The sequence below is a fragment of the Pseudoalteromonas atlantica genome (genome assembly GCF_043641955.1).
In the GTDB taxonomy this organism is placed as follows: domain Bacteria; phylum Pseudomonadota; class Gammaproteobacteria; order Enterobacterales; family Alteromonadaceae; genus Pseudoalteromonas; species Pseudoalteromonas atlantica_A.
The window spans coordinates 595,880-616,439 of record NZ_JBHZRV010000002.1 but is presented as its reverse complement, the minus strand read 5'-3'; the positions used below and the strand labels follow the sequence as shown (position 1 = coordinate 616,439).

Here is a 20,560-nt window from a genome sequence, read left to right as displayed (position 1 = left end):
CAATAATTAGGATGTTTTATGCAAGAGTTACTTGTTGACCTAGAAAATTTAGATGAGCTATACCGTTGCTATATGCCTTACCTTAAAACAGGTGGTTTATTTGTACGCACAAATATGCGTTACGAAATGGGCCACTCACTGGCATTAAAAGTAACATTACCTGATGCCCTTGAAGACGATGTAGTAACGGGCAAAGTAACATGGATCACGCCTCAAGGGGCACAAAGCTCCAATCCGCCGGGTATAGGCATTAGTTTTTTAGATGATAAAACTAACCTTAATGCGAAGATCGAAAAACTACTAGGGACTATGTTAAACTCTGGTAATCCAACTTATACCATGTAGTAAGCAGTAACCGTGATTGTAGATTCTCATTGCCATTTAGACCGACTCGATTTTGATAAACTCGATTTAAACCTAGACCAAGTACTTGATAGCGCACGCGCAAAACAAGTAGAGCACTTTTTATGTGTGAGCGTCACGCTAGATCAATTCCCGAGCATGCTTGATAAAATAAAAGATTATAATGATGTATCGGCTTCATGCGGTGTACACCCACTTGATCAAAAAGATGCCCTTGATAAACAACGCTTAATTGATTTAGCCAGCCACGACAAAGTAGTGGCGATTGGCGAAACAGGGCTTGATTATTATTACGCAAAAGACACGCATATTATCCAGCAAGAAAGTTTTGTTGGCCATATTGAAGTGGCAAATCAATTACAAAAACCATTAATTATTCATACCCGCGATGCCCGCGAAGACACGATTAACTTAATGCGCGAGCATAACGCTGAAAAATGCGGTGGTGTATTACATTGTTTTACTGAAGACTGGGACATGGCTAAAAAAGCCATCGATTTAGGTTTTTATATTTCGATTTCAGGCATTGTTACATTTAAAAATGCTGTAGAGCTTAAAGACGTTGTAAAACAAATACCACTCGATAGACTTCTTATCGAAACCGACTCACCTTATTTAGCACCAGTGCCTTATCGTGGTAAAACTAATCAGCCAGCGTATGTGCAAGATGTGGCTTATTATATTAGTGAACTTAAAGGAATTAGTTACAAAGAGCTCGCAACTGCGACCACGGCTAATTTTTATTCCTTATTTAATCTAGCAAAACAGGGTTAACATCATATGAGCCAAGCACCACTTCCTCTACTTTTAATGGGGCCAATGGTGCGCCGCGCTGATATAAACGAGGTTTGCATTCAATTTGCAACCTCAAGCCCAATTAACTGCCGTATCGAACTTGCTCAGTATGATACCTATTGTGAACATGAGCCAGTTCGTTTAGGCGAGCAGTTATTTTTACACTTCGTTATTATAAAGCCTATCGGAATTGAGTTTCCTTTTGATGAATTAATCAGTTACCGATTGTTTAATAACGACAAAGAAATTGATCTCAGTGCATTTTGTTACCCGAATAAAGATACCCCAGAATTTGCAATCCCCAACACGCTAAGCCAAATTTTACATGGTTCGTGTCGAAACCCACATCACCCAGCTAAAGACAGCCTGGTTGCCGCTAACCACTTTGTGCAAGATAAGCGCAGTGATAGTGAAATAGGGGCTGATATTTTGCTGCTATCGGGGGATCAAGTTTATGCCGATGATGTAGCCGGTGCTATGCTAATCGCGATTTCGCGCTTAATCGATATACTGGGTATTTATAAAGAGCAACCGCTCGACATAGACTTACCTGAAGATTTACAACAACAGCTGTATCAGCGCCATTTGTATTTACCCAAAGTACCTTGGCAAAAGCGAAACAAAATTGGGGTAGGGTATTGGCTAAAAAAAGATGTCCCGCATTTTTCAAGTTTAAAAGCTGATAACCATTTAGTATTTTTTGAAGAGTTTATAGCACTATATTTATTAAACTTTAGCCCATCTGTTTGGCAGTTAATCGATTTTGAGAGCATTCACTATCAAGCGAGTACTGAGAAATATCAGCAAATATTCGATAATGAAAAAGCGGCCTTATCAGGCTTTAAAGATGGCTTGAATGACGCACAAGTTCTATTTGCCAACGTACCCAGCTTTATGATGTTTGACGATCACGATGTGACCGATGACTGGAACCTAACCGCAGGGTGGGAGCAAGTTATCTATCAGCATCCTGTAAGCCGACGTATTGTTAATAATGGTTTAATTAGCTATTGGTTATTTCAAGGGTTTGGTAACGATGCAGGGCATAAAACCAAGAGCCTTTTAAAACCATTTCAACAAAGTTTTACTAATGACCAGCAATGGCAATTCAAGCCTTTTGATAAAACCATTTTAGAGTTTAATCATTGGCATTATGAGCTCAATACCGTGCCCAAAGTTGTGGTACTTGATACGCGTACCCATCGTTGGCGCAATGAGCAAAACTTTAATGAACCATCAGGCTTATTAGACTGGGAGCGCCTGACAGAGCTTGAAGACAGCTTATTAACTCATGAGCAAGTTATTATCGTGTCGCCTGCGCCAGTTTTTGGTGTTAAATCAATAGAAGCCATTCAAGCAATGTTTAATATTTGCGGTCAACCATTACTGGTTGATGTAGAGAACTGGATGGCGCATGAAGGCTCTGCAAAAAAATTACTTGATACATTTCGCCGTGAAGACACCCCAAAAGAAACGCTTATTTTATCAGGCGACGTACATTACTCATTTTGCTTTTCAGTGCAAAAACGCTTTGGTAAACATCCTAATCGTATATGGCAACTCACCGCTAGCGGCATTAAAAACGAATTCCCACGCAAGTTAATTAATATTCTAGACAAGCTTGATTCAATTTTATATGCCCCAAAAAGCCCACTCAACTTTTTTACTAAACGTTGGCAAATGGAAGTTGATAAACACCAAACAGTAGGCGAAGGTCAAAAATACTTGGTAAGCGATTCCGCCATAAGCTTAATTAGCTTAGAGCAAGGTAACCTTACTAAATATGAGCTAATTCATGGTGATGGCCATATCACCGAGTTTGATTTAGAGCATTAAATTCCACCTCTATGGTGTTTAATATAATCTGCAACCTCACTTACAGTGCCTAACCAATAACCATTTTTAGGGTCTTTAATATAGCTAATTAGTTGCTCAAGCACTTTTTCATCCGTGGTAAATTGGTCGCCTTTTCCTATCTCATGGCCTGCTAAAATAAGCCAACTGTTATTAGTGCGTAGTTGCTCTAACATTGCAGTGATCTCATCGAAATTCATACCATCGATTCTAAGTCCCGTTAATTGCGAGAAGTCATTGCGAGAAGTCAGTGAAATTTGGGTTGTTTGCTGTTTCATCTAGCCAAGTACGGCCTGTATCAAAGTGCTTAGCAATTAACGGCACATAGCTTTGTGTTTTTATACCACGACCAACAAAAGTGTTACCACACGGGTAGGCAAACGAGCGTGGAGACACCCCTAAATTATCTTTTATATACACTTGTGCATCTAAAATGTCATTTTCTAGCCATTTTAATGTGGTTTGTTCAAGCGAAAGATTTTGTTGTCGCAGCCACTCAAAATTACCTGTGCATACATGCGAACTTGTGTGGTTGGCAATTTCGTGACCAGATGCCACTGCTTTCTTCCATTTTGCTAGCCGCTCTTTAACATTAAAAGGTGACACATAAAATGTGGCTTTGACATTATGTTTATCTAAAATTGCTAACCCCGTATCAACTTGGCTGTGGCGGGCGTCATCAAAGGTGATACTAATCGCATTTTGGGCTTGGTTTGGGTAATCAAAGCCTTTGTAGTTATTAGCGGCTGCTTCGTTTTTTATGACAAGTAGCGCGGTAGAGATTAAGAGTATTTCTTTAAGCATGTTTGCTTCCTTTTTTCTTTTATGGAAACAAATTAATCGGGCGAAATATATACTACTTAAGCATATTAAACTCAAAAAAATGCCCAGAACGAATCCGCATTGTTCTGGGCTTAGGGGTGGCTCTTGGTGAGCCTGCGCTAACTTTAAAAAGCACCTTCTATTCGTTAAGGGAGAAGTAGAAAGTATTAGTAAGTGTAGTTAACAAATGTAAAAACCCCCAACATTTGTTGAATTTTTATACTATTTTAAAAACAATAGCTTGAATGAAAAAATTAGTTAATTTAAATTTTAATGCATAATTTATAATCAACTTACTCACAGCTTATGCTTACCAAGTGATTAGTTGACTATTTTGTACCAAATCTCGTGGTAGTGAGTTCTTTATTTTGTTTTTTTGCCATTTACCTAAACCAATAGGGCAACCGCACAAAGTTAACACCACTTCATCAGTTGCGTTTGTTACTTCATCTAAGCGGATATCTTTACCTTGAAAATAGTCGTTTGCTTGCTGATCAGATAACGCATAGGTATTTTTAATACAATGCCCGCCGAACACAGTGGCAAATTCGTGTGTTAGCCGTACACCGTTTTTATGGATCATGCCTAACTGAATGCCTAATCGTGCGTACTTTATTTTATTTTCAATCTCATTAAACCCATCTGGGAATAACCAAAGCTCTTTATCACGCTGCATTAAAGTCCCTGGTAGTGGGCTCAGACCAAACTGTTTTTTTATAGTTGCAGTAAAATTCTGGCTGGCTTTTTTATCAAACGCCTGAAATGGGAAGGCCCCTTTTTTTATTTTTTGATTAGGGTTATCAATACTTGCAACTTTTTTAAATTTGGCGATAAAAAAGCCTTCACTGTCGAACGTTTGCGGCCAAACGTGTAAATAACCTTCGTCAGTGGTTGCTTGCTCTGCATTTGGAAATAAGTTAGCGAGGCTTTGAGCTTCAATACAGTCAGGAAATTGTTCAAGCAAATAATCACACACTTGTTGGTTTTCAAGCGGAGTTAAGGTGCAGGTTGAATACACTAATATGCCACCGGGTTTGAGGGCGTAAAAAGCACTTTTTATTAACGCTTTTTGTACTTTAGCAATATCAATATTCGACTCAATTGACCAATTTTTTAGGGCATCAGCATCTTTACGTACTGTGCCTTCACCAGAGCAAGGTGCATCTAGTAATATGCTGTCAAAACATTCGAACATGTAATCGCCAAATACAATGCCATCAAAATGTGAGAGGGCACAATTGCCTACGCCCATACGTTTTAGCGTAGCACTAAGCACCTTTAAGCGAGACGACGATAACTCATTCGCAACGAGTACACCCTGATTATTCATCAGTGCTGCTAATTGCGATGTTTTTGAACCTGGTGCTGAGGCCATATCAAGCACATGTTTGGCATCAACGAGAGATTCTTTAAGAGCCATGGGTGGTAGCATCGAGCTTGCTTCTTGAACATACATTGCGCCGCTTAAATGTAAGTCGGTATTACCAAGGGCAAGGGCATTTTCTTCATCTGCTGGGCGCTCTAGCCAAAAACCATCTTCACACCAAGGTATTTGCGTTAACTGCCAGCCTTTTTGTTCTGCCGCGAGTTTAAATTCTTCAACCGACATTTTTAATGTATTTACACGGACAGACTTACGCAGTGGTTTGCGACACGCATTAATAAAGTCATCTAATGTTAGGTGCGCAGGTAAGTAGCTAGCTACATCATCGATAAAATGTTGAGGAATATACGTGTTGGCGTTCAAGGCTGTGCTCACGAAGAAAAATAAAAGCGTATTCTATCATTTTCGCTGTGCACTCATAAACATAAATTTAGCTATAAGACTTGTCGACACTTGGTGGTTAATATCTAAACTAAAGTTGTTTTAGATAACATTTTGTTTGTTTATGTCGACAATAATTCGTTTTAAGCGCCGTTTTTGTTAATTTAAGGTTGACACAATTTCACATAAAGACCATAGTGTAACCATAAATTGTCGACAATCTTAAAGAAGTAATCAATGACACAAGACGCTTTTAGCAAAACGCTTATTACTACTGCATCGGATCAAGTATTTGTTGATATGCGCCGTGAGATTGTTGAAGGCAGTATTGAGCAAGGCAGTAAAATTTCAGAGCCTGAGCTGGCAAAGCGCTATGGTGTTAGTCGCGCAACGCTTCGTGAAGCGCTGAACCGCCTTGAGAGTTGCTACTTAATTGAACGAAAGGCGAACGTAGGGTGTCGAGTAGTTGCACTTACTGCAGAGCGATTAATCGAAGTGTATCAAGTTCGCAGTGCACTTGAAGGCTTGGCGTGTCGGTTGGCTGCCGACAATATGGCAGCTGATGAAGTGAAAAGCTTAAAACAATTACTTAACCAGCACTTACAAACACAGCGAGTTAAAGAGGGCGAGTCATACTACCAAGAAGCGGGCGATTTAGACTTCCACTATCGCATTATCAAAGCCAGTAAGAACGAGCATCTAATTCATTTATTAAGTAACGGTTTATACCAGCTAATTCGCATGTACCGTGTACAAATGGGAATGGTTGGGCCGCGGGTGTCTAAAGCGTTTGATGAGCATTTAGCCATTATTAATGCCATTGAAAACCATGATGGTGAACTGGCTGAGTTATTAATGAAGCGCCATATCAGTGCCTCGCAAGCAAACATCCAAACAAAATTCGATTTGTTAGCAGCACAAAAGAAGGCTGCGCAGTAATTTAAGGCAGTCAAACTGTCATAGAAAGTATTTAAAAAATAAACTCTGCCTCGAGCAGTTACCGTTCAAAGGAGACAGCAATGTCAGCAGGATCAAAGTTTAAACAAGCGATAGCAAACAACCAGCCACTGCAAGTGGTAGGGACTATCAATGCTTATACAGCCATGATGGCTGAAAAAATGGGTCACCAAGCAATTTATTTGTCTGGCGCCGGTGTCGCGAATGCATCTTACGGCATGCCAGATTTAGGTATGACCAGCCTTGATAACGTACTTGAAGATATCCGCCGTATTACCGGTGCTAGCGATTTACCTTTATTGGTTGACGCAGACACAGGCTGGGGCGGCGCATTTAATATTGCGCGCACCGTAAAAGAAATGACAAAAGCTGGCGCAGCCGGTTTTCATATTGAAGACCAAGTAGCACAAAAGCGTTGTGGTCATCGCCCAAATAAAGAGATCGTGAGCCAAAGCGAAATGGTTGACCGCATAAAAGCAGCAGTTGATGCTAAAACAGACAGCGATTTTTATATCATGGCGCGTACTGATGCGTTTCAAAAAGAAGGCCTAAATGCGGCGATTGACCGCGCTGCGGCTTGTGTTGAAGCGGGCGCTGATGCCATTTTTGCTGAAGCGGTGCATGACCTTGCTGATTATCAAGCATTTACTAAGGCGCTAAATGTACCAATTTTGGCAAACATCACCGAGTTTGGCCAAACGCCAATCTATACAAAAGAGCAGTTAAGTGATGTTGGCGTGCAAATGGTGCTTTACCCGTTAAGTGCGTTTAGAGCAATGAATAAAGCGGCGTTAAACGTGTATTCAGCTATTTTGAATGAAGGCTCTCAACAAAGCCAAATTGAGAACATGCAAACACGTGCTGAGCTTTATGACTTTTTAGATTATCACACGTATGAAAACACCCTTGATAACCTTTTTTCAGCAAAATCTGACAAATAATAAAAAATTCAACAGGAGACAAATCATGGTAGATAAAGCATTAGGTGGCGCAGGCTTACGCGGACAAGTAGCAGGACAAACAGCATTATGTACAGTAGGGCAAACCGGTTCAGGTTTAACTTACTGTGGTTACGATATTAGTGAGCTTGCTGAAAAAGCGCAGTTTGAAGAAGTGTCATTTTTACTTTCACGCGGCGAGCTGCCAACAACTACAGAGCTTGCTGATTATAAAGCTAAACTTAAAAGCTTACGCGGTTTACCTGAAGCACTAAAAACAGTGCTTGAGAACATTCCTAAAGACGCGCATCCAATGGATGTAATGCGCACAGGTTGCTCTATGCTAGGCAACCTTGAAATGGAAAACGATTTTAGCGAAGCAAACGATGCAATCGACCGTATGGTCGCTATTTTTCCAAGTGTTATTTGTTATTGGTACCGCTTTACTCATGATGGTGTTCGCATTGAAACACAAACTGATAATGACTCAGTAGGCGCGCATTTCTTAACAATGTTACACGACAAAGCACCATCAGAGCTGTTTGAACAAGTAATGAATGTGTCGCTTATTTTATACGCAGAGCATGAATTTAATGCTTCTACCTTTACCGGTCGTGTGTGTGCGTCAACATTATCTGATATTCACTCATGTGTTACTGGCGCAATTGGTACTTTACGTGGCCCACTACATGGTGGTGCTAACGAAGCGGCAATGGATTTGATTGAGAGCTTTACTAGTGCCGATCAGGCAGAAGACGCACTGATGGGCATGCTTGAGCGTAAAGATAAAATTATGGGCTTTGGTCATGCGATTTACCGAGAGTCGGATCCACGTAATGTAATTATTAAAAAATGGTCTGAAAAGTTAGCGGCAGAAGTAGGTGACGATCTGCTTTACCCGGTATCAGTTCGTTGTGAAGAAGTTATGTGGCGTGAGAAGAAGTTGTTCTGTAATGCCGACTTTTTCCATGCATCGGCGTATCACTTTATGGGTATTCCTACTAAGTTATTTACGCCTATCTTTGTAATGAGCCGAGTAACCGGTTGGACAGCACACGTAAAAGAGCAACGTGCAAATAACCGTATTATTCGCCCAAGTGCCGATTACACAGGGCCAGATGCGCGCAGCTACACGCCAATTGAATCAAGATAAACATATAGTCCATACAAAGGTGAGTTACCAACTCACCTTTTACGGCTTTAGCTAATTATGCAAACAATACACCTTCAAATCTAAAGCCTGTCTTGATTAACCCCGTCACCAAATTAGCGAATTTATTATGACTATTATTAATAACACCCAATACCGAAAGCCATTACCAGGCTCAAATGTTGATTATTACGACACCCAGGCCGCAGTAGATGCCATTAAACCAGGCGCTTACGCTTCTCTCCCTTATAGCTCGCGGGTATTTGCCGAAAACTTAGTGCGCCGCTGTGAGCCTGATATGTTAACCGATGCGCTTAGCCAAATTATTGAGCGTAAGCAAGACCTAGATTTTCCGTGGTATCCGGCACGCGTTGTATGTCACGATATTTTAGGCCAAACCGCTCTAGTTGATTTAGCTGGCCTGCGTGATGCTATTGCCGCGAAAGGCGGCGATCCTGCAAAAGTAAATCCAGTTGTTCCTACACAATTAATTGTTGATCACTCGTTGGCTGTTGAGCATGCAGGGTTTGACCCTGAAGCGTTTGAAAAAAATCGTGCTATTGAAGACCGACGCAACGATGACCGTTTTCATTTTATAAACTGGACTAAAACCGCGTTTAAAAATATTGATGTGATCCCGCCGGGCAATGGCATCATGCATCAAATTAACCTTGAAAAAATGTCGCCAGTGATTCAAAACCGTGATGGTATTGCATTCCCTGACACGCTAGTAGGTACCGACAGCCATACACCGCATGTTGATGCATTAGGCGTGATTGCTGTAGGCGTGGGTGGGCTTGAGGCAGAAAGTGTAATGTTAGGGCGCGCATCGTACATTCGTTTACCCGATATTGTTGGGGTAGAGCTTAGCGGTAAACGCCAACCGGGCATTACTGCAACCGATATTGTATTGGCTATTACCGAATTTTTACGCGAGCAACGAGTGGTATCGACTTACCTCGAATTTTACGGTGAGGGTGCTGATGCACTAACTCTTGGTGATAGAGCAACTATTTCGAACATGACCCCAGAATTTGGCGCAACCGCCGCTATGTTCTACATCGACGATAAAACTATTGATTATTTACGTTTAACAGGTCGTGATGAAGAGCAAATTGCACTGGTTGAAAACTACGCTAAAACAGCAGGTTTATGGAGCGATAGCTTAAAAACAGCGCATTACGACCGCGTGCTTAAATTTGACCTATCAAGCGTAGGACGCAACATTGCAGGGCCTTCCAATCCGCATCGTCGTGTATCTACTAGCGATTTAGCAGCGCAAGGTATTTCGGGTGTTGTTGAAAACGAAGAAGGCCTAATGCCAGATGGCGCGTGTATTATCGCCGCTATTACTAGCTGTACGAATACCAGTAACCCGCGTAATGTAATTGCTGCAGGTTTATTAGCGCGTAATGCTAATGCAAAAGGATTAATGCGCAAACCTTGGGTTAAAACCTCATTGGCACCGGGTTCAAAAGCCGTGCAATCGTACCTTGAAGACGCAAACTTATTACCAGAGCTAGAACAACTTGGTTTTGGTATTGTTGGTTTTGCCTGTACTACCTGTAACGGCATGAGTGGTGCACTAGACCCTAAAATCCAACAAGAAGTGATTGATCGCGATTTATACGCAACAGCGGTGCTTTCGGGTAACCGTAACTTTGATGGCCGTATTCATCCGTATGCAAAACAAGCATTTTTAGCGTCTCCACCGCTTGTGGTTGCTTATGCAATTGCCGGAACCATTCGTTTTGATATAGAAAAAGACATCCTCGGAAAAGATCAGCAAGGTAACGATGTAACCTTAAAAGATTTATGGCCATCTGATGAAGAAATAGATGCAGTAATCAAGCAAAGTGTTAAGCCTGAGCAGTTTAGAAAAGTATACGAGCCAATGTTTAACTTAACCGTTGATTACGGCGAAGATAACGACCCATTATACGATTGGCGCCCAGAAAGTACCTATATTCGCCGCCCTCCTTATTGGGAAGGGGCATTAGCAGGTGAGCGCAGTATGACAGGTATGCGTGCATTAGCGGTACTTGGCGATAACATTACAACGGATCATTTATCTCCTTCTAATGCGATTATGGCAAGCAGCGCTGCAGGTGAATACTTAACCAAGATGAACGTGCCAGAAGAAGACTTTAACTCGTACGCAACGCATCGAGGCGATCACTTAACCGCGCAACGAGCCACATTTGCTAATCCTAAACTATTGAACGAAATGGTATTGGATGAAAACGGCGAAGTGAAGCAAGGTTCTTATGCGCGTATAGAGCCAGAAGGTGAAAACACACGCATGTGGGAAGCCATCGAAACTTATATGCAACGTAAGCAACCGCTTATAATCGTAGCTGGGGCTGACTACGGCCAAGGTTCTTCGCGCGATTGGGCGGCAAAAGGCGTTAGGCTTGCTGGTGTTCAAGTTATTGCAGCTGAAGGGTTTGAACGTATTCACCGTACTAACTTAATTGGTATGGGTGTATTGCCGCTTGAATTTAAACCAGGCACAACTCGTAAAACACTTAATCTTGATGGCAGCGAAAGTTATGACGTTAAGGGCGAACCAGCACCAGGGGCAACCTTAGAATTGCTGATCACCCGTAAGAATGCTGAAGTGCTAACTGTGTCAATGAAATGCCGATTAGACACGCAAGAAGAGCTCTCTATTTATGCTGCAGGCGGTGTATTGCAACGTTTCGCACAAGACTTTTTAGAAGCAACACAAGCTTCATAAGGACGTACGTTTATGTTTCAACGACAAATTAAAGTGCCAGCAACCTACATGCGTGGCGGTACCAGTAAAGGCGTGTTTTTTAATTTAACTGACTTACCCGAGCCTGCCCAAGTGGCAGGCGAGGCTCGCGATAACTTATTGTTACGTGTTATTGGAAGTCCCGATCCTTATGGTAAGCAGACCGATGGCATGGGCGGAGCAACATCAAGCACGAGTAAAACGGTTATTTTAAGTAAAAGTGAACAACCCGATCACGATGTTGATTACTTATTTGGCCAAGTCGCGATTGATAAACCTTTTGTAGATTGGAGCGGTAATTGCGGCAATCTCACCTCAGCTGTCGGTGCTTTTGCAATTAGTAATGGGCTAGTTGATAGCGCGCGTATTCCACAAAACGGGATAGCGGTAGTGCGAGTGTGGCAAGCTAATATTAAAAAAACTATCTTAGTACATGTACCAATTACACAAGGCGAAGTTCAAGAAACGGGTGATTTTGAGCTTGATGGTGTGACATTTCCAGCAGCGGAAGTAAAACTTGAGTTTATGGACCCAGCAGACGGGGATGGGGCATTATTCCCAACGGGTAATCTAGTTGATGAGCTTGAAGTGCCTGAGTTTGGCTCACTCAAAGCGACGATGATCAATGCAGGTATTCCTACTGTCTTTGTTAACGCACAAGATATTGGCTATACCGGCACAGAGCTGCAGGACGATATAAACAACGACGACGCTGCGCTTAAAAAGCTTGAGTCTATTCGTGCTCACGCTGCGGTTAAAATGGGATTGATCAGCAATATAAATGAAGCGGTAGGGCGTCAACATACACCAAAAGTAGCCTTTGTTAACAAGCCAACCTCTTACACTGCATCAAGCGCAAAAGAAATATCGGCTTCCAATATCGATTTAGTGGTACGGGCTATGTCGATGGGTAAGCTTCATCATGCCATGATGGGTACAGCTGCGGTTGCAATAGGCACTGCCGCTGCTATTGACGGTACTTTAGTTAATTTAGCCGCTGGTGGCGGAGCATTAAGCGAAATTACTTTTGGTCACCCATCGGGTACTTTAAAAGTTGGCGCAAAGGCTAAGTTTGTTAATGATAACTGGCAAGTCACAAAAGCCAGTATGAGTCGAAGTTCAAGAATTATCATGCAAGGGGTCGTTCACGTTCCTCTAAAATAAAGACTAAATGTGCCTAAGAAGCTCTTAGGCACATGTTACAACTGTTAATGAATGTAAACGAAAAGGCCTAATCTAGACTTGTAAGTCTATTATAAGTGGCCTCTGTAGATCTTAGTAACGAACTTCTCATCCTAGCTATCCCATAACTTACTGATTAGTACGGATTTAATATTCATTAATATGTATTTCAATTTACTTAACTAATGATTGCAATAAAAATTACAATTTGCGGTAAATTGTCATATATTAATGTTAAGTTTATGAAACTAAAATTTTAAACAGCTCATTACATTAATATGTACAGTTTGATACAAAATATTAACTTAAACGTTAGGCTTTATTAATGTATTCTTAGCTTAAGTAATGCTAATTGCTAACAAGCGCTCAAGGAGATTTACATGGCGAATAGAATAATAAAATACACCCCAATTGCGGCTTCTGTTGCACTCACACTTAGCTTGGCTGGCTGTGGTTCGGATAATGACAATAAATATACAAAGCCGGATCCTGTAACTGTATACAATGCTGAAGTGACAACAAGTTTCAATACCCAAGTTTCTGGTAAAGCAGTTAAGGGGTCTTTAAAAAATGCACAGCTAACTGTCACGACGCTTAATGAAGCGGGTGAAACTGTTCCCGTTGCATACCGTTTAGCAGCTGCAGATGAAAGCTTCTCAGCAGAGTCTACAACGTCTCAAGCAGATGCTGATGCAAGTGCAATGGAAAAAATAGTGGCTTCTAACCCAGAACAAGTCATGACTTCTGCAAATGGTGGTTACACATTATTTATTGAAGATACGTTCACTGGTCCTCTAAATATCACCGTAACTACGGCAAAAGAAGGTGATGATAGCTTTGTTAAGTGTGACTCATTTACTGGTTGTGGCTCTTACACTACAGCGCCAGATGCCTCTGAAGAAGCAACAATGGTGAACAATGGCGACACCGCAATCGATTTTGGTGAGTGGTACAAAGATGATTTAGCTCTTCAAGTAGTTAAGTTTATCAAAGCACCTGAGGCTTCAGCTGAAAGTAAAGCAGCAAGCCCTCGTTTTGCTGAAGGTGATGATGCATCTAATAACACTTATTTAGCGAACCTTACTTTGTATACAAGTATTGCAGCGAAGCTATTAGTCGATGATGCTAAAAACGGTAACGCTGTCTCAGATGAAACTATTGCTGCGGCGAGTTTAAAAACACTTATTCAAGTAATTGGACCTGATGCGGCAGTTAAAGCGGCAGGGTTACTGGGCGATATTTCATTAGGTGGTGCAGTAGACTTTACTGATATCGGTGAAGGTGATTCGTTAGATGCAGGAACACTTGCGTTAATTCAAACAGCTGTTTCACTTCAGTCTGTTGCCGGTGCGGGAGCGAATGGTTCATTAAGTGATATGATTTCAAGCCTTTCTTCTGCTGTGCAGGAAGGTAAGGTCGGAAACAGTGATAACGATGCTGTTAAACAAATTGCAGCAGAATTACAAAAAGCAGTTGAGAATACAAGCCTCATTTTTGCAGCCGTTATTACAGGTGAAGGCGTTGATGAAGCATTTGCTAAAGTTGCCGAGAATTTAGGTATCACAGACCCTGAAGCAATTGCAAAATTAAAAGAAAATGCAACTAAAGCGGTTGAAGAAGTTAAAGCAAAAGCAAAAGAGGCTGGTCTTGATGAAGATTTAGAAGAAACAGCTAAAGAAGTTAAAGACTCTCTTGAAAAAATTGGCTGTGAAGAAAATTGTGATGTGGGTGATGACTTAATTGCTAAAGTTGCTGCGGAATTAGAAGCATCGCTTACTGAGCAAACGACCTTATTGGAAACCGCTACTTTGGCTGTTGAAGCTGGAGTATCAGAAGTTGAAAAAGTGAAAGAGCTTGGTGATGCAGGGCTTGAAACGACTGATCAAGTTATTACATACAGTGAAAGTGTATTTACACTTTCAGGTAAAAAAGAGGGTTACATTACACTTCAAACTGAGCTAAACATGCTAGTGAATACTACTGTTGGTATTGAGTCTGCAGCTTCAGATCTAGGTGATGAGTACCAGCAATTAATTGATAATTCAGCTGCCCTTGTTGCTTCAGCACGTATTCAGTTAGATGTTATTAACGCAGTTATAGTTGGCGTTGAGGCGGAAGTAACACGTTCTGATGAAGCAGTTGAAGCATTAGGCATTGCTATTGAAGTAGCTAAAAATAATGTATCTGCAGCAGATACTGCTTTAAGCCAAGCTAGAACTTCTGTTTTATCATCACAGTCTGCACTACAAACATCACTAATCGCAGTGGAAGCTGCGATGCTAGATACAAAAGAAAATGCTGAGATTGCTATGCAGTCAGCTGAAAGTGCAATTACTGCTGCAAGTGCAGCTACCTTAGCTTCTCAAGGTGTATCTTTAGCAGCTACTCAAGCAAATAGTGCTGCAAATGCACTTATAGAAATTGCTACAGAACAGTCTGATAAAGATTTAGCGCAAGCATTAATTGAAACTGCGAGCGATAGCTCTGATTTAGCGACTTTGGTGTCAAATGAAGCAAGCTCTGGTTTAGCAGCAGCGTTAGAACTTAAATCAAATGCGCAAATGACAGTTGATAAGTTCAATCTACTTGTTGAAGTTAAACTTGGAACAGACCAAGCACGTAGCGCAACAATAGTCACAAAAACAGGTGGTCAGGCATTATTCGATATTTCAGAAGTCATCTATGATGTACTAACAGAAGCATGGGATTACGGCGATGAAGGTACTGATGTTGTTTCTACTCGTTACCCTGATTGGACTTATAGTTTCGATAAAGACGATTTAGAGCTTGATTTAGAAAACACTGTAACAGGTGAGTCAGTAAGTGTTAATGGCTCTATCAATAACAAAGCACTCATTTTTGCTTTTGGCGGTATGATAAAAAGTGAAGATGGTGCGGTTATTGAAATCGAAACACTACCGAACATGAGTGATGCTTTAGAAGATTGTGTTGATGCTTACTATGGAGCCATTTCTAAAGAGCAATCTGACTCATGTTTATCAATTGACTTTGAAGAAGAGGTTAACTCAGATACGGCGATTGATGGGACTGTATTGGCTGTAAATGGTTGGAGCAGAGTAGAAATAATTGATGGTGATTCTGGTTTTGTGGGTACACTTTCGTTAGTAGGAACTGACTCATATAATCTAGCTGCAATTACGGCTTCTGGATTAACTTCGGACCTTGATTTTACTGCAACTATTTCGATTGATGGTAACTATGAAGAAGACTTTTACGGATTAGAAATTCAATTACATACAGGGTTTGGTTACCAGATGTTTATTGGTGCTCTTGATGGTGAAGACTTCTCAGGATCTGTAAATGCCGATTTTAACGGTATGAAGATGGAATTCGGACAGGTCACGGAAATAACAAATGGTATATCTGTTACATATTTTGATGGCGAAGTCATCGACTATACAGATATTACTTTCTTAGATTCGTCTAAGTAAAAGTAACAATAAGAGGGAGTGATTCACTCCCTCTGACTAAAATAATAACAAGTGGTAAAAGTATGAAAAAAAAAATTCTCGCGTTAGGATTTTCAACATTATTAACCTCCCCATTTATCCACGCAAATAATGATTTCCAATTTTTCTCAACATTAGATTCTGAAGTTTACACTGAAGCACAACCGGTTAAAGCATTTATTGATGACTTTGATGCGCCACTCACATCTGGCGACAGTGCCTTTACTTATAACGTTTTTGAGTTAGGTGTAGGCTATGGCAATTTTAAAGTAGGTTATCAAAGCCGTTTCGATTATGTATTAAGTTTTGATCCAGATACTGCGCGCTATTTACACACAGAAAAAAATGATTTGCCTTTTGAAGAAAGAGATTACATTTATGATTTAGATGGTAAACAGTCTACAACCAATGGTTTATTTGTGTCTTATGATTTTAAATTTTTAGAGTCTGATGCGCTTAGCATCACTCCTAAGTTAACAGTATTTGCTAGCACGCACTTTCAGGACGCACAAGTACAAGGTACTGTCTACAGTGATGAAATCCAAGGTGCTTTAGAAGTGGACTATTATTTTTCTAAAGATATTTTATTTAAACGTTTTACGCCAGACGAAAATCCATCAGGGGTGGGTTACAGTTTAGACTTGGCCGCAAGTTGGGACATCAACCAAGATTTATCAGTTAGTTTACTTATTCAAGATTTACTCTATGAAACAGAATATGCAGAAAGTGGATTCGTAAATGGTTATACAACTGAGGTTCCATTTAGTGAAACTGCAGACGGTGGAATCGTGTCTCAACCAACTATTCGTTTAGCTACTTCTGAGCTTGGACACGAAAAAACACACACTTTTGAAATGGCGACGCGTTTCAAAGCGTATATCGATTACAGACTGAGTGATAAATACTCTACGCAAGTTAGATTTAAACGTTACGACAAAGATACATTTGTTCAATTAAAAGCTGCGGTTCATTTTTGGGATCATTGGTCAGCATACACCGGATATGAAACAAATAGCGAAGCTGTATTGGTAGGAATCGAAAACGACTACCTAGGTTTTACTGTACAAACAGATCAATTAGATATCGACAAAGCATACTATGCGAATGTGAGTTGGTATGTGAAATTTGCATTTTAAGAGGCTAGTATGATAAAAAAAATAATTCCTATGTGCTTGCTTTCAGTGCTTCTAGGGTGTGGTGGTTCATCTGATGATGCAGCTTCAACAGATGCTATTTCATTACCTCAAATAATGTCTAAAGTTAGTTTTTATATTGCTCCTTGGCAAAGCCCTGCTGGTACATTAAAAATTACAAACCAGCAAACAGCACAAGTAACAACGATGCTGGTTGATGATATCAATTCAGTCTCCCTAGATTTAACGAGCCTAGAGTTTCATCAGGTTGAGTTTATTTCAGATTCGACATCAATTCCGTGCCCGAGTTTTGATGGGTGTGGCAGAACGCTTCGTGACAATCCAAATGATGAAAATGGTAACCGACGACTTGATTATCAAGAAATGATGGATATACCTTTGGATTATGCCGCTAAATTTTTAGCTGCTCCGGGAAATAACAATGTATACCTTTCACCGGTAAGTGCACTAAGCAATGCTGAAAACTTAGACCTTACCCTAGCCAGTTTGAGTGCAACTGAGTTCTTTCATCTTACTCATAGCCAATTAAATGATAATTTAGAAGCCGAAATACTGACAAATGCCTTAACATTTGGCGCGATTTTGCAAAAGGCTAAACAAGTTGAAGAGCAACTCAATTCAGAAAATCCCCAAGTTGAGCAAGTAACTGGATTCAAAGATAGCATTGAGGCTTACGAGCGTTACGGGCAACAATATCTAGCTGAAAATTTACTGAACGTAAAAGGCAACCAACTTGTACAAACGGTTGCGGGTCAAGTAAAACAACGTATTTTTTCGCTGGCAAACGCAGATAGCCTAAAAGATACAGAGCAAACAGTACCAGCGCTGGACTCTCGCCAGTTATTAGATGATGTAAGGGATGCGCTGGCTGTAATTAGACTTCAAGAGCAAACGTATAGTGATGAACTAACTCAAAAGTTAACTCAGGCTGAGACATTACTAAATGATGATTCGCAGCAAACAGTGCTGGCCTTTACGAATGCCATGTTTGATGTTTTATCAAATTTCTCACCCGCCTCTAATACAGAATCTGGCATATACAAGATTGGTAACTTGGATGTTATTTATGCAGAGTCTCCCTTCACATGGCAGATATCGGGAGAATATGATGATCACCAAGTACAAATAGATATCAATGTTCCTAAGTGGCAAATAAGCAGCGTATTAGGCAATCAAATCAATGGCGAAATAAGTGCTAAAGTGGCCCGAGGCATGACAGAGCTTACCGTTGACGTTTCCGAGTTAACTTTAGATTTTGATGGAACTGACGACCCTTTTAATTTTAATCAAGATGAAGTAACTGGCATTGCAAAAGTGACAACTACAATGATGCTTGAGAAAGAGGGGAGTCAAGTACAAGGCAAAATTACAGCTGATATTGATAGGTTTGTCAGTCCATTTGAGGAATTGTTGACTGTCGTATCAGGTTTTGATTTTGAAGGTGTAATTTCTTCAGATATTCAAACGACAGGAATTACTTTTCAAGCAATTGAAAAAACACCTTTTATAAACGAAGAGACGGCAAATATTGCATTTTCTTTACTGTTAGATATGCCTCTAAATGGTGCGCCTGGGTTTAAAATGGCCTACGCTGGAGATATGAATAAATTGGATGAGCTTAACAATGCAAACATATTTGTTACGCTAGACCAACAGCCATTAGATATTGCTATTCGTCAGGTCGGTGAAAATATCAATGCAGTTATAAAAGGACAACACGGCCGATGGCTTGATATTAAGCAAAAAGGACGTAATTTTAGTGGTGGACTTTACTTTGGTGACACGCAAATTGCCGATGTTACCGCAGTAAGAGGGGCTCCTGGTATTTTATTCCCTGATGGTACTTTTGAATCTTTATTTTAATATAAAAAGTAGATCACTTAAGCTATTAAGTGATCTACTTACATCGTTCACCTGATTCTTTTATTTGCTTCTCAAATGTTCTGTTTTGCTTCATTGATTCAATTTTTTTGTTTATAGCTTGTAATACTGACCTCCAGTTTGCTTTTTTCTTACTAACGGAGTAATGCAAGTATTTATATTCTAAGCTGGGCATTAACGCTACTAGTGAGCTGTTAATAATTTGTTTTTGATTGGCAGAGATAGGTGATTTTTCAACACTGGCTAGCAGTGAGTCAAGATCAGCCACTATCAAAGTAACCCGTTTACTTAATAATAATCTAGCGAGCTGAAATTCATTATTTACGACTATCGTAGAGATCTGATTATTATCAATCAAATTATCTAGTTCAACAGTGTTCTTATAAGCCCTAACAACACCTATGACTTCGTTCTTAATCGAATTGAGTGAGCCATCATACTGAATGTTATTATCTTTTAGCGTAATAAGTGATAAATCTCCACCGGGAATTGGTTCAGATAGAGCCAGTAGCTGATTACGTGTTTTATTTGGCACGTTATCCGACGCAGTTGCGTCATCAATAAAATATTCTGGAAATAAAATATCAGCTTTACCTAGCTCAGCTTCTCTTACAGCACGTGCCCAAGGGTAAAACTCAACATCTACGCCATAGCCTTGTGAAATAAGCATTTCAACAGTGACTTGAAAAACCCAGCCAAAATCACATAGAGATTCATCAATATAGGGTGGCCAGTTTAAGGTTACTAATCTGAGCACTTCATCGGCGTCTAAATTGTATCCATATCCATAATTGGTTTGCTGTCCTTTTACAGTAATGAGCTCATTACCTTTGATGTAACTGATAGGTGGGGCAGTTGCATTAGTAAAGCTGCAAAATAAAAGTAAACACCATAAGCTTTTTATCACTTTAACCCTTAATTATAACTATCAACCCACTAGTTAAATTTTAGACTGAAATGCGCTTATAACAAGGTTTCATGTAATTAGAGTTGCCAATGATGAAAAGTGAAAATGAAACAATAAGATTAAATCTAAGCAGAAGTGCTGCAAAGCATTAAATAAATATAATATAAGAGGCTTTAAAGGGTAGAACCGAGTAGCGATGTCTGCGTGGTACATAAGGAGTAGGTAGCGCTCTAAGAAACTGAGTTACGGTCGTACAATATGAACACCTTAAATTATATTCATCACAGGGAGTAGTAAACTTGGTACGACCGAGTGGATTCGAAGCACCGATGTCGGCGTGGGGCACAAGGAGTAGCTAGCGCTCTAACCAATAGAACTACGGTCGTACAATATGAATAATTAAATTAGATTCATCACAGGGAGTAATAAATTTGGTACGACTGAGTGGATTCGAACCACCGATGTCGGCGTGGTGCATAAGGAGTAGTTAGCGCTCTAAGCAACTGAGTTAAGAGCTTACAATAAGTATATTTAAACTAGAAATATCAATGGGAGTAATAAGTT

At 40.3% G+C, this 20,560-nt stretch carries 15 protein-coding genes; 11 read left to right on the top strand and 4 right to left on the bottom strand.

Going from position 1 to position 20,560, the window contains the following annotated elements:
* Window positions 1-18: 18 nt before the first annotated feature.
* From ACHUE3_RS06260 to ACHUE3_RS06250, 3 genes are read left to right on the top strand one after another with little or no spacing between them, the layout of a single operon-like run.
* Window positions 19-345 (top strand): PilZ domain-containing protein, encoded by a 327-nt coding sequence (locus ACHUE3_RS06260; RefSeq protein WP_394191228.1) that lies wholly within the window; start codon window positions 19-21, stop codon window positions 343-345.
* Window positions 346-357: 12 nt separating this feature from the next.
* On the top strand, window positions 358-1,137 hold the full coding sequence (locus ACHUE3_RS06255; protein ID WP_394191226.1) for a TatD family hydrolase: 780 nt from the start codon (window positions 358-360) through the stop codon (window positions 1,135-1,137).
* Between the two features lie 6 nt (window positions 1,138-1,143).
* Window positions 1,144-2,994: an alkaline phosphatase D family protein gene (locus ACHUE3_RS06250; protein ID WP_394191224.1), complete on the top strand. Its 1,851-nt coding sequence runs from the start codon at window positions 1,144-1,146 to the stop codon at window positions 2,992-2,994.
* On the opposite strand, the gene ACHUE3_RS06245 is transcribed toward ACHUE3_RS06250, so the two are convergent.
* The 3 genes from ACHUE3_RS06245 to rsmF all read right to left on the bottom strand — a co-directional run bounded on the left by ACHUE3_RS06245 (window position 2,991) and on the right by rsmF (window position 5,581).
* Window positions 2,991-3,290 (bottom strand): polysaccharide deacetylase family protein, encoded by a 300-nt coding sequence (locus ACHUE3_RS06245; protein ID WP_394191222.1) that lies wholly within the window; start codon window positions 3,288-3,290, stop codon window positions 2,991-2,993. The two genes, ACHUE3_RS06250 and ACHUE3_RS06245, sit on opposite strands and share 4 nt — an antisense overlap.
* Window positions 3,247-3,816, bottom strand: coding sequence for a polysaccharide deacetylase family protein (locus tag ACHUE3_RS06240; protein WP_394191220.1), 570 nt, complete (start codon window positions 3,814-3,816; stop codon window positions 3,247-3,249). Before ACHUE3_RS06240 ends, ACHUE3_RS06245 begins: the two co-directional genes overlap by 44 nt.
* A 328-nt stretch (window positions 3,817-4,144) precedes the next feature.
* Window positions 4,145-5,581 carry a 16S rRNA (cytosine(1407)-C(5))-methyltransferase RsmF gene (gene rsmF / locus ACHUE3_RS06235; RefSeq protein WP_394191218.1) on the bottom strand — a complete coding sequence of 479 codons (1,437 nt, stop codon included), beginning with the start codon at window positions 5,579-5,581 and terminating at the stop codon, window positions 4,145-4,147.
* 255 nt (window positions 5,582-5,836) lie between these two features.
* Between rsmF and ACHUE3_RS06230 the strand changes: the two genes are divergently transcribed.
* The 8 genes from ACHUE3_RS06230 to ACHUE3_RS06195 all read left to right on the top strand — a co-directional run bounded on the left by ACHUE3_RS06230 (window position 5,837) and on the right by ACHUE3_RS06195 (window position 19,071).
* Entirely contained in the window at window positions 5,837-6,538 is a 702-nt protein-coding gene (locus ACHUE3_RS06230; RefSeq protein WP_394191216.1) for a GntR family transcriptional regulator, read from the top strand.
* A gap of 80 nt (window positions 6,539-6,618) precedes the next feature.
* Window positions 6,619-7,497: a methylisocitrate lyase gene (prpB, locus tag ACHUE3_RS06225; RefSeq protein ID WP_058558954.1), complete on the top strand. Its 879-nt coding sequence runs from the start codon at window positions 6,619-6,621 to the stop codon at window positions 7,495-7,497.
* A 25-nt stretch (window positions 7,498-7,522) separates the two neighbouring features.
* Window positions 7,523-8,647: a bifunctional 2-methylcitrate synthase/citrate synthase gene (gene prpC, locus ACHUE3_RS06220; protein WP_394191214.1), complete on the top strand. Its 1,125-nt coding sequence runs from the start codon at window positions 7,523-7,525 to the stop codon at window positions 8,645-8,647.
* A gap of 127 nt (window positions 8,648-8,774) precedes the next feature.
* Entirely contained in the window at window positions 8,775-11,384 is a 2,610-nt protein-coding gene (gene acnD / locus ACHUE3_RS06215) for a Fe/S-dependent 2-methylisocitrate dehydratase AcnD (protein ID WP_394191213.1), read from the top strand.
* A 12-nt stretch (window positions 11,385-11,396) separates the two neighbouring features.
* Window positions 11,397-12,566, top strand: a complete 1,170-nt coding sequence (prpF, locus tag ACHUE3_RS06210) for a 2-methylaconitate cis-trans isomerase PrpF (protein ID WP_394191211.1) — start codon at window positions 11,397-11,399, stop codon at window positions 12,564-12,566.
* Between the two features lie 398 nt (window positions 12,567-12,964).
* Window positions 12,965-16,036 carry a hypothetical protein gene (locus ACHUE3_RS06205; RefSeq protein WP_394191209.1) on the top strand — a complete coding sequence of 1,024 codons (3,072 nt, stop codon included), beginning with the start codon at window positions 12,965-12,967 and terminating at the stop codon, window positions 16,034-16,036.
* 62 nt (window positions 16,037-16,098) lie between these two features.
* A complete protein-coding gene (locus ACHUE3_RS06200) occupies window positions 16,099-17,190 on the top strand; it encodes a hypothetical protein (RefSeq protein ID WP_394191207.1) in 1,092 nt (363 codons plus the stop codon).
* Between the two features lie 9 nt (window positions 17,191-17,199).
* Complete coding sequence (locus ACHUE3_RS06195) at window positions 17,200-19,071, top strand: hypothetical protein (RefSeq protein ID WP_394191205.1); 1,872 nt, start codon at window positions 17,200-17,202, stop codon at window positions 19,069-19,071.
* 34 nt (window positions 19,072-19,105) lie between these two features.
* Here the strand turns inward: ACHUE3_RS06195 and ACHUE3_RS06190 are convergent, their stop codons facing one another.
* Window positions 19,106-19,996 (bottom strand): substrate-binding periplasmic protein, encoded by an 891-nt coding sequence (locus tag ACHUE3_RS06190; RefSeq protein ID WP_394191203.1) that lies wholly within the window; start codon window positions 19,994-19,996, stop codon window positions 19,106-19,108.
* Window positions 19,997-20,560: the final 564 nt, after the last annotated feature.